10 protein-coding genes are annotated in these 10,665 nt (G+C 42.0%); 3 read left to right on the top strand and 7 right to left on the bottom strand.

Annotation, left to right across the window (positions count from 1 at the left end; translation table 11 throughout):
• Positions 1-620: 620 nt before the first annotated feature.
• From FTT86_RS13890 to FTT86_RS13875, 4 genes are all read right to left on the bottom strand, one after another.
• On the bottom strand, positions 621-1,058 hold the full coding sequence (locus FTT86_RS13890; protein WP_005252127.1) for a 2-amino-4-hydroxy-6-hydroxymethyldihydropteridine diphosphokinase: 438 nt from the start codon (positions 1,056-1,058) through the stop codon (positions 621-623).
• A complete protein-coding gene (folB, locus tag FTT86_RS13885) occupies positions 1,015-1,395 on the bottom strand; it encodes a dihydroneopterin aldolase (protein ID WP_004278766.1) in 381 nt (126 codons plus the stop codon). Before folB ends, FTT86_RS13890 begins: the two co-directional genes overlap by 44 nt.
• Positions 1,396-1,524: 129 nt before the next feature.
• Entirely contained in the window at positions 1,525-2,823 is a 1,299-nt protein-coding gene (locus FTT86_RS13880) for an AarF/ABC1/UbiB kinase family protein (protein WP_004278767.1), read from the bottom strand.
• A gap of 58 nt (positions 2,824-2,881) precedes the next feature.
• Complete coding sequence (locus FTT86_RS13875; protein WP_180181379.1) at positions 2,882-3,652, bottom strand: HesA/MoeB/ThiF family protein; 771 nt, start codon at positions 3,650-3,652, stop codon at positions 2,882-2,884.
• Between the two features lie 484 nt (positions 3,653-4,136).
• Between FTT86_RS13875 and FTT86_RS13870 the strand changes: the two genes are divergently transcribed.
• Positions 4,137-4,667 carry a pyridoxamine 5'-phosphate oxidase family protein gene (locus FTT86_RS13870; protein WP_180181378.1) on the top strand — a complete coding sequence of 177 codons (531 nt, stop codon included), beginning with the start codon at positions 4,137-4,139 and terminating at the stop codon, positions 4,665-4,667.
• 255 nt (positions 4,668-4,922) lie between these two features.
• Here FTT86_RS13870 and FTT86_RS13865 read toward each other — a convergent pair whose 3' ends face one another.
• The 3 genes from FTT86_RS13865 to FTT86_RS13855 form a co-directional block, all read right to left on the bottom strand.
• A complete protein-coding gene (locus tag FTT86_RS13865) occupies positions 4,923-6,569 on the bottom strand; it encodes an AMP-binding protein (protein ID WP_180181377.1) in 1,647 nt (548 codons plus the stop codon).
• A 270-nt stretch (positions 6,570-6,839) separates the two neighbouring features.
• Positions 6,840-7,976: an acyl-CoA dehydrogenase family protein gene (locus FTT86_RS13860; protein ID WP_180181376.1), complete on the bottom strand. Its 1,137-nt coding sequence runs from the start codon at positions 7,974-7,976 to the stop codon at positions 6,840-6,842.
• Between the two features lie 163 nt (positions 7,977-8,139).
• A complete protein-coding gene (locus FTT86_RS13855; RefSeq protein WP_148334492.1) occupies positions 8,140-8,910 on the bottom strand; it encodes an SDR family NAD(P)-dependent oxidoreductase in 771 nt (256 codons plus the stop codon).
• Between the two features lie 138 nt (positions 8,911-9,048).
• Here FTT86_RS13855 and FTT86_RS13850 point away from each other — a divergent pair, with 138 nt between their 5' ends.
• Complete coding sequence (locus tag FTT86_RS13850) at positions 9,049-10,071, top strand: AraC family transcriptional regulator (protein WP_180181375.1); 1,023 nt, start codon at positions 9,049-9,051, stop codon at positions 10,069-10,071.
• Positions 10,072-10,300: 229 nt separating this feature from the next.
• Positions 10,301-10,654, top strand: a complete 354-nt coding sequence (locus FTT86_RS13845) for a hypothetical protein (protein ID WP_005106624.1) — start codon at positions 10,301-10,303, stop codon at positions 10,652-10,654.
• Positions 10,655-10,665 lie beyond the last annotated feature (11 nt).

Here is a 10,665-nt window from a genome sequence, read left to right as displayed (position 1 = left end):
TAAATTACGCAGAATAACTTTCAACTTTTGCCAGTGTTGATCTGTCAGCATGGTACGAGGCATAGCGAATAGTAAAATTGGGTTTGGCGATTTGATTTTACTACTTCGCTATTTTTTTAAGCTAAAATTGTCAACACACCCTAATATATGTTCGGTTTTAATTTAGATAATTAAAGCCAAAGATCTATGCCCGAGAGGTATTGTTATGGAAACTACCATCATTCTTGCCATCTTGGCGATCATTATCGTATTGCTGATCATTTTTTATAACAAGAAAAAGTGAAATAGCGATGATGCTTTTTTACTGCTTTGAGGGTTTTTACTAATCTTAGAGTAAATTCCAGAGCTTTAATCAATCAAATATTAATTCCCTGTTGGGAAACCATGAAATCCTCATTGGATTACATAAAGAATCCCGAGGATTAAAATCACAGAAACCACAATTTCCAATATTTTCATTTTTAAATGACTTCTAAACTTAAGCATCTCATCTTATCTGAATTTTCTTTTACTCTAAAAACAAAAAACTGCATCATAAAAAAAGCATGATCTTGCTTGATAAGGCTGGTTAACTATTCGTACTAGATAAATTGTATTAGCAGAAAATTAGGTGATTTGATTCAAATCAGCTGTTCAACTGTTGGAAAGCTATGTGATCCATGTTCAAACATGGCATCATGCCAAACATCAAACATGGGCACTTTCACATCCAGAGCCAAGGGCAATTTTTTTTCATTAAACTGCATATGCTTAAGATCTGATCCCCAGGCAATCAAATCAACATCCAAAGTAATCTGATGGGATGGACGTACTCGCCCTGATTCCTGTTCCAGCTGTTTGAGCAACTCAATCAGGTCTTCACTGGACACCGAACTTCGCAATAAACACGCTGCATTCCAGTAATCTGCGCCGATGCCATCGCGGCAAGGAATCATATAAATGGGAGAAAACTGAACTTCTCCCCATTCAGAAATACGTTGCTGTGCAGCTTGAAAATGTTGCTGAGGATGACAATTACTCGCTAATGCTAGGGCGAAAATCGTTTCGGTGGCGTTCAAGACGTATCCCTACAGAATTGGCTTGCGCGATAATGGCAGGCTTACGGATCGTAATATTAATCGATTCAATTGCTGTAAAGGTAGTAAAAAGTGCATTCAGCACTAACTTTGCTGCATGTTCAATCAATTCAGGCTTGGCGTCTTGAATGACTTTACTGGAAATCTCACAAATTTCTGCATAATTCAACGTATCTGCAAGTGCATCTGAGTTTGATGCCTGTTCTAAATCGGTTTGAATGATCAAATCCAGCATTAAAGGCTGAATAATTTGACGCTCCCAGTTAAAGCAGCCCACGACTGTCTCAACCTTTAAACCTTCAATAATAATGGCGTCCATTGGATTGCTCGAGAATTTAATACTGACCACATCCCCCTCAAGCTCCTTTACAAAGGGAGGAGCTTTTAAAGTCCCCCTTTTAAAAGGGGGATTTAGGGGGATTTTTCCAAGTCTAGATAGGGTTTAAGATTAATGCTTTAACAGCAGATTCGGATCCATGCTCTGCACCATCTGCAAACGCTGATCGGCATAGATGTCGGTATACGGCGCCAGAATACGCATGAAACGGTCGAAATACAGCATTTGCTTGAACAACAAGGCAAAGTCACGCGGGAAGCGGATCCCGTGACGTTCACCCACAGCCACCATATCCATCATGATATCGTTCAGGTCAGCAGGATTTGACGTTAACAATTCCTGCGGATCTGCCATCAATACACCACTAAACAAACGTTCCAGATCAGCAGCCAAAACTTTGGTATCAATCTGCACAGCGGTCATGCCCATTTTCAGCATGTTTTGCGCCATCAGCTCATAATTGGTATGTTGCAATGAATCCATGAATGCCATACATGCCGTCCATACTTCAGGCTTGAGCTGACCAACAATACCGAAATCAATAAAACCGACACGGCCATCTTCAAGTAGCATCAGGTTGCCTGCATGCAGATCGGCATGGAAACTGTTACACATCATCAAGCTGCCAAACCAGGTATTCATCGCAGTGATAAGTACTTGAGATGGATCTTTGGATACTTTTTTGACCACTTCAAAATCTGTCAAAGGCACACCGTATAAACGCTGCATGGTGAGCACACGACGGGTCGAATATTGATGATAAACCTTAGGTGCAGTGGCTGCCTGATTGTTGGTGATATTCAGGTAATTAACGAAATCATCCAGATTCTGGGCTTCTTCGATAAAATCGACTTCACGTACCATACGGGTTTTGATTTCTTCGACAATGTCAGCCAGTGAAGCAAACTTGACTTTCGGGACTGCTTTTTCCAGCAATTTGGTTGCCCAATGTAGGACGTTCAAGTCAGTGTACAAAATAGTTTCTACACCGGGTTTTTGTACCTTAATCACCACATCTTCGCCAGACACCAGTTTGGCCGCATGCACCTGTGCAATAGATGCAGAGGCTAATGGTGTTTCATCAATCGATGCAAAGATTTCATCCAGATTACGTCCTGCAAATTCAGAGGCTAAAACCTGCTGGATATAGCTAAACGGCAAACGTGGAGTCTGATCCAAACAGCCCTGAAATTCTTCAACGTATTCACGTGGAAACAGCGACGGCGTGCTGGCAATAAACTGACCCAGCTTGATATAAGTCGAACCTAAGGATTCAAAAGTTTCACGCATGAGTTTGGCATTGCTCGGCTTTTCAGTGGCATATTTAAAGCCAGCCTTTGCCGCAACGACTGCTGTTTCCCCCATACGGGCAACTGAACGTATTCCATCTAACCAGATATTGTTTTTCATAATGTCTTAGGAAAAATTAATTAAACGCAGTGTAGCAAAAAAAATTCACTTTGCAGGCTTATCTTGCCTGACAGATTGGGCAATCTGTATCTTTTTCGAAAGCGAGAATCCGCTGTTTAAAGCTCAGCCCATCCCACAACAACAGCTTTTGTCGAAGTGGCATCTGGCTCAATCCCAGATATAACAAGGCATGATGTGCCTGCAAACTGGCCATCACATTCGGGGTAGTCGCCAGTACACCGGAGTCTGCACAGCGCAAACTTTCATCGGCCTGATTTTCTGGCGGGAACAGGCAAGCATAACAGGCGGAATCCCCTTCGACCATAAATAGCTGACCTTGCAAGCCAATCGCAGAAGCACTCAATAAGGGCACATTCAGCTCCACGCAAATCTGATTGACCAGATAACGTGTGGCAAACTGATCACAGCCATCCAATACCAGATCCTGATGCTCAATCACACTTACTGCATTTTCAGCCGTTAAGGCCTGATTGATATATTCAACCTGTACATTCGGATTAATTTGACCCAGTCGTTTCGCCAGAATTTCTGCCTTATAAAATCCAAGATCCTGCGGCATAAATGCCAGTTGTCGCTGTAAATTACTCATCTCGATGGTATCTGGATCGATCAGGGTAATTTTCCCCACACCTGCACGTGCCAGAAGTTCTGCCAGTGCACAGCCAATCCCGCCACAACCAATAATGCAGACATTAGAAAATTTTAACCGTTCTTGAGCGTCAATATCCCAGCCATCCAGAAGAATCTGACGGCTATACAGATGCAGTTCAGCATCGGTGAGGTCAAATTCTGGGGAGATGGCATCCATGTTAAATGTAGACAACGTCTTTCCTTGTTTCGAAAATTTTTAAAAGCGGTGGCAAAGATTAGCTTTACCGAAGTGTTTAAGTACTGATAAATTTCTGGAATATCAATCTCACAGTCAATTTACAGCATATCAATAAATGGTTCGGCCATCGTTGATGGCAAATAGCATATCAGCTAAACGCTCGGTATCAAGCTGCAGCTGCTATGGCTTGGCAAGATTTTTTGAATCACCTCAATTAAACAGTTCCGGCAAACAGCTCTTTCTCATTTATAAAAGGTGTCAGACCTGAAGTTTTTAAAATCTTTGTTATTGAATTCCCCTGTAAATCGAGCTGTCTTGTTTAGCAATTCTGTAGTCTCTGCCTGTATTTAAGTATGAAAATGTATGAGTTCAGTGAGACCTCAGGCATCTGTCTCTAAATATGATTAATCTGAAAATACCAAGCAATCTTTTCAGCTTTCATAAAATCGTATGGAGAACATACATGACCGAGCATAACAATACTCAACATGATAATCGTGAAAAATTATGGGAATTGATCAAGGATGTTCGTTACACCATGATCAGCCATTTAACCGACATACATGAAATACACTCCCAGCCGATGACCATGCTGAACTCCGAGCAGATGAATGAACGTCAAAATTTATATTTCATCCTGCGTAACACCAATGATCTGGTCAAAGCAGCAGAAACAGGCCTTGGTCAGATTGGTCTGTCTTTTGCAAAACCATCAGATGGTATTTATGTATCGATCAGTGCTCATGCCCAGATCAGTACTGACCGCATTCTGATTGAACAGTTGTGGAATCCGTGGGCAGAAAACTGGTTTGAAGGCAAGGATGATCCGACCGTACGGGTATTGATTGCTGAAGCAGTCAGCGCAGAATACTGGAATGTCACAGATAACAAAGTTACCCAGCTTTTTAAAGCCTTAAAAGGCGGTGTTACCGGCGAAGCGGGCGAACCGCATGCAGAACATCAAAAAGTGAATCTACAAAGTAATATCTGGTAATGAATGAGATTTAGCCTCTTTATCTTAAGAGGCTAAATTTTTGATATATTTAATTTTAAATATTAATGTAATTTTACTGTAATGACATAAAAAATTATAATTTTTGCTTGCCTTAATCTGCTCTCTTAAAAATATAAGTTCGGGAAAATCAGCTCAATATCTGATTAAAATTTAAGTAGCAGATTTATTTCTTAAAAAACCAAAAGGCTGCTATGGCAGCCTTTGAACATTCAATCAAACAATTAATTTGAAAAATTAGCTGACTCGCTTCATCTCTTGAAGTTTGGCAACTTCCTGCTGTTTGAGTAAATTTCGCTGAATCTTGCCACTCGATGTTTTAGGCAAAGATGCCACAAACTCAATCTCTTTCGGATAGGCATGTTTGGATAAGCGTGAACGTACATAACTTTGCAGTTTCAACATCAAATCTTCAGTAGCTGGATATGCTGATTTAAGTACTACAAAGGCTTTCACAATTTCAGTACGTTCTGGATCTGGCTTGCCGACGACTGCAGATTCAAGCACTTCTTCACATTCAAGCAAAGTACTTTCTACATCAAAAGGTCCAACCCGATATCCTGAGGTTGTAATGACATCATCTGCACGTCCAATAAAATCAATACCGCCATATTCATTCAGCTTCACGGTATCACCAGTGAGATAATACTGCCCGACAAATGACTTGCGGTTATGCCCTGCATAGCCTTCAAACCACATCAAAGGTGAAGCTGAACAGTCGATAGCAAGTGTTCCAATCCCGCCGTTTTCTACTTCCTGATGTTCTTTGTCCAATACAGCAAAACGATGCCCAGGAATAGCAAAACCGGCTGAACCAATTTTTTTATAATGCTCTAAGCCATGATGATTGGCGATCACCATCCCCAGTTCAGTCTGTCCATATTGATCATAAATATTCACATTTAAATCATGATTAAACCACTGAATCACTTCAGGCGTGAGCGGCTCACCTGCACTGCTTACCACGCGTAAATGTGAACTGATGCCTGCATCAAATTTTTCTTTAAAGCCAAAGAACATGCGAAATGCGGTTGGCGAACCGGTCAAGTTACTGACCTGATATTTTTGAATGATTTGTACGGCGTTATCGACACTAAAGCCACGTTCATCCATGATGATGCTGTGCCCTAAACTCAACGGCCCTGCAATACCATAATACAGTCCATACGCCCAGCCCGGATCTGCCAGATTCCAGAAGGAATCTTCATCTCGCAGATCTACGGCGTGCAGCATATAGCCTTTAAAGGCCAACAACGCTTTTAAAGGTACAGGAACCGATTTTGCCAAACCTGTCGTACCTGAAGTAAACATCATCAGGAAGACATCATTAAACTGGCAATTTACCGGTTCAAACTCCTCTTGTTGTTGCTGTAAGGCTGTCCAGAAATCCGCATCTTGATAATTATTTGTCGCTGTTTGATGCACAGTCAGAATATTAGGAACATTGAAATCATGGAGTTTCAGTCGTTGTTCTTCATCAGTAACGATCAACTGGGTATTGGCGGTACTGATACGATGTTCAATGGCTTTGCTTTCAAAGGCAGTAAATAAAGGTTGGTAAATGGCACCAATCCGCCAAGTGGCCAATATAGTAATTAAGAGTGCTGGCGTTCTTGGCAGCAACCCTGCAATACAGTCACCAGCCTTTAAACCCAGAGAATGCATATAATTGGCCAGCTGTCCTGAAGCCACGGCCAGTTGTTCAAAGGTCCACTGCTCTGCATCTCCGTTTTTGCCTTCCCAAATCAGTGCAGTTCGGTTTTGACCCAAGTAGCGACCACAGCATTCGGTATACGCATTGATGTTCTCTGCGTTTCCAACCAGATGTTCTTGAACCATATTTTCAAAATTAAAATCAGCATATGCCTGTTCTAGTGTCTTCATGACGACAACCTCTTTCCTGTTGTAGTTTTCAGGCGACCTTGCCTGAGTTTGTCCATTTGTATTTGTTGTTCCTGCTGATTCCATCAGCATACTTTTTTAAATCTGCATTCATGCCCTAGGACTAGAACATGAATAAGGCTTATTTTTCGATTATTCGTACTGTATGTCTTTAGATCATCATGTTCAGTTAAATCCTGCAATTTCCATATCCATCAATAGTAAGTGCAGGATTTAAACATCAATCAAAGTCTGTTTTTTTAAATTAAAAAATCAGCGTTGACATACTTCACGTGCAATCACCAGTCGTTGAATATCTGATGCACCTTCATAAATCTGGCTCACTCGTACATCACGATAAATTCGCTCGACCGGAAAATCAGAGACATAACCGTAGCCACCATGAATCTGGATCGCATCCGAGCAGACTCTTTCTGCAATAGTCGATGCAAACAGTTTTGCCATCGATGCTTCTTTTAAGCATGGCTGGCCAGCATCTTTAAGCGTTGCCGCATGCAAGACCAATTGTCGCGCCGCTTCAATTTGTGTCGCCATATCTGCCAGCCTGAATGCCACAGCCTGATGCTGCACAATTTCTACACCAAAGGCTTTGCGTTCATTGGCATATTCCACTGCGGCATCCAGTGCAGCCCGTGCCATGCCGACTGATTGCGCTGCAATGCCGATCCGACCCGACTCAAGATTCGACAAGGCAATTTTATAGCCTTCACCTTCCTGGCCCAGCAGGTTGGCAGCCGGAATCCGGCAGTTATCCAGAACGATGGTCGCGGTATCCGAACAATGCTGACCCATTTTCTCTTCTAGGCGTGACACGATATAACCCGGTGCATCGGTCGGCACCAGAAAGCATGAAATACCCTTTTTCCCTGCAGATTTATCAGTCACAGCAAAGACTAATGCAATCTGTGCGTGTTTACCTGTCGTGATAAACTGCTTGGTGCCATTTAGCACCCATTCATCACCATCACGTTCGGCTTTACACTCCAGCGAACTGGCATCCGAACCGGCCTGAGGTTCTGTCAAACAGAAACAGCCGAGCCATTCACCTGTTGCCAGTTTGGTTAAATACTGCTGTTTTTGTGCTTCAGTGCCATAACGCTGGGTAATGCCGCAAGGCAAAGAATTCTGCACACTGATAATCGTCGAGATTGCACCATCTCCTGCGGCAATTTCCTCTAGCGCCAAAACCAATGATACATAATCCAGACCTGCACCACCCCATTCTTCAGCCACTGTCATACCCAATGCACCAAGCTCACCAAGCTCTTTAAGTTCTTGTGCTGGAAATTGTGCCGTTTTGTCGCGTAAGGCCGCCGTCGGTTTCAGCTTCTGCTGCGAATAATTGCGCATCATGTCCTGAATCATTTTTTGTTCATCATTTAAAATCACGGGTATTTCCCTTCTTTATTTTTTATATCCAGCATCAGCAAAGAATTTTTAATTTTCAAAATCTGATGTTTTTTTGGATGTATTCGGCAAATTCAGCATGCAACTTTCCCTGACACGTCATTGCCATTTTGATGAGTCAAAGAAAGTGTGTTTATTTAATGAATTATTTTGGTGCCATACGGATTGCGCCATCCAGACGAATGACTTCACCATTTAAATAGCTATTTTCAAAGATATGCCCCACCAATTGGGCGAATTCCTGTGGTTTTGCCAGACGTGGTGGAAACGGCACCATTTGCCCCAAAGCATCCTGGACATTTTGCGGCATGCCTTTCAGCATCGGAGTTTCCATAATGCCCGGCGCGATGGTCATGACACGGATCGCTTCACGGGCCAGTTCACGTGCCAGAGGTAAAGTCATTGCGACTACTGCACCTTTAGAAGCCGCATAGGCAGTCTGACCAATTTGGCCGTCATAAGCGGCAACCGAAGCGGTGTTCACAATCACGCCACGTTCTTCTTCACCAGCTTGCAGCTCATATTTTGCAATTAAAGCCGCCGCATGACGCAACATATTAAAAGTACCGTTTACATTAATATTCAGCACTTTTTGGAACATTGCCAATTCATGGATGCCGTTACGACCCAATACTTTGGCGGATGGCGCAATCCCGGCACAGTTGATCAAACCATTCAGTTGGCCATATGTGCTTTCAACATGAGCGAAGAAAGCTTCAACTGTCTGTTCATCGGTCACATCGAGCTGTACAAATTCAGACTGTGAGCCCAGTTGCTGCTGTAATGCCTGACCCTGCTCCTGATTCATATCGACCAGAATCACTTTAGCACCGTGTTCAACCAAATGAGTCGCTGTAGCTGCACCCAAACCTGAGGCACCACCAGTGATCACAATAACTTTTCCCTGAATGTTCATGTTTATTTCCTAGCGATTTTTCTATTTCAGATACGACTTAATATGCAGAGTAAACAGAGTTTTTATTCTGTACAATTTCCAAATATTGCATCTTGCATGATGTATTTGGACAATGAAAACAAGGATGTCAGACTGAATATGCATAAGCCTGCACTGGAATATAGCAAAGGCACCATCTCGATTGACCTGGTGAACGAAGCATTGCTGGATGCCAAACGGCTGCAATTTGATATCCCTGCCATTTTGAAAAAAGCCAATATCCCAGCAGAAGTATTAAATGCTCCCAAGGCACGCGTGTCGGTCAGCCAATTTGCCCAATTATGGACTGTGCTTGCAGACAGCATGAATGACGAATTTTTTGGCATGGACAGCCATGCCATGCGTCGTGGCAGTTTTAAATTGCTTTCGAAAATGGTTATGCAGGCAGATACACTGGAAAAAGCGCTGCAAAACATTCTGCAATTTCTCAACTTGGTTTTGGACGACCTGCAAAGCACGCTCATGGTTGAGGAACACTATGCCTATATCGTGATTTATGATTTAAAAACAACCAAACGCATGTTTAGTTATGCGACTTATCTGATGCTGATTCATACCCTGATCTGCTGGTTAAGTGGACAACGGATTTTGCTTAATCAGATTCAATTGAAATGTGCAGCACCACTGAATGATTTTGATTACAAAGTTCGATTCTGTGAACAGATTGAATATCAGGCCAGCGAAAATTACGTGCAATTTGATGCCAGCTATCTGCAACTGCCGATTAAACAGGATACTCAGTCTTGGTATCAGTTTATTCAGCAAACACCACAAAATTTATTGGTGCGTTTTAAAAACCCCTATGCCTTGAGCACCCAGATTCGCCGAAAATTGCTACAGGTTTCGCCGGCAGAATGGCTGGAACTAAATGAACTAGCCTTAAAAATGAATATGTCTGAAGCCACCATGCAACGGCGTTTAAAAAGTGAAGGTGTCAGCTATCAGCAATTAAAAAATGAGATACGCCGGGATACCGCAATTGAATTACTGACCCGTACTGAACAAAGTTTACAAGAGATCAGCGATCAGCTTAACTTTCAGGAATCCAGTGCATTTCATCGTGCATTCAAAAAGTGGACTGGCGTCAGTCCAGGTGCGTATCGACAAAATAATATTAGATAATTTATATAAAATTAGACTTTAAAAATATTACCGAAAAAATACTTGGATTCTAAACATTTATTTTTATTATGATTATATATTTCAAGCCCTAAAATATATATTAGCAGGACTACACAGTCACCCAGAAAGCTTTGCAATTCACCCGGAAATAGATTATTTTTCATTCAATTTATAGCACTTTTGCTATTGGCTGTACTCTCCATTTTCCTTTCTAGTTGAAGGTATCTCCATGTTAAAGATGACTGATGTGCTTGGGCAAAATCTTGTCCAAAACTTCTCTAAAGCTTTATTTTCTTCGACTGATCTCATCACAGAACAGTTGAATCAAGGGATTTTAAATGCATCGGATGCAGAACTGAAAGATGCAATTTTGCACTTCTTTAACCAGGTAGATGCTGTGGAAGCGGCTCAGGCCCTTGAAATTCCGGAAGAACGTATCAACGAATTACAACAAGGTATTGCCTTGAAAGATGAAAAATCTCTGGCAGATACTTTAAAAGTTGTGGCACTTTGTCTGGCAATGGAAACTGGTAGTCTGGATCAGGTAGAAGTATACGACTGTCTACAGGACTATCCGATGTAATTCTTTTTAAA

Source organism: Acinetobacter sp. YH01021 (genome assembly GCF_013420255.1).
Lineage (GTDB): Bacteria > Pseudomonadota > Gammaproteobacteria > Pseudomonadales > Moraxellaceae > Acinetobacter.
Note: the sequence above shows the minus strand (reverse complement) of the source record. Positions and strands in the feature narration are given on the sequence as shown.

Bases quoted from the DNA above. Each gene is read 5' to 3' on its own strand.
- FTT86_RS13865 (WP_180181377.1), bottom strand. From the start codon at position 6,569: ATGAAGACACTAGAACAGGCATATGCTGATTTTAATTTTGAAAATATG.
- FTT86_RS13875 (WP_180181379.1), bottom strand. From the start codon at position 3,652: ATGGATGCCATCTCCCCAGAATTTGACCTCACCGATGCTGAACTGCAT.
- FTT86_RS13845 (WP_005106624.1), top strand. From the start codon at position 10,301: ATGTTAAAGATGACTGATGTGCTTGGGCAAAATCTTGTCCAAAACTTC.
- FTT86_RS13855 (WP_148334492.1), bottom strand. From the start codon at position 8,910: ATGAACATTCAGGGAAAAGTTATTGTGATCACTGGTGGTGCCTCAGGT.
- FTT86_RS13880 (WP_004278767.1), bottom strand. From the start codon at position 2,823: ATGAAAAACAATATCTGGTTAGATGGAATACGTTCAGTTGCCCGTATG.
- FTT86_RS13870 (WP_180181378.1), top strand. From the start codon at position 4,137: ATGACCGAGCATAACAATACTCAACATGATAATCGTGAAAAATTATGG.
- FTT86_RS13850 (WP_180181375.1), top strand. From the start codon at position 9,049: ATGCATAAGCCTGCACTGGAATATAGCAAAGGCACCATCTCGATTGAC.
- folB (WP_004278766.1), bottom strand. From the start codon at position 1,395: ATGGACGCCATTATTATTGAAGGTTTAAAGGTTGAGACAGTCGTGGGC.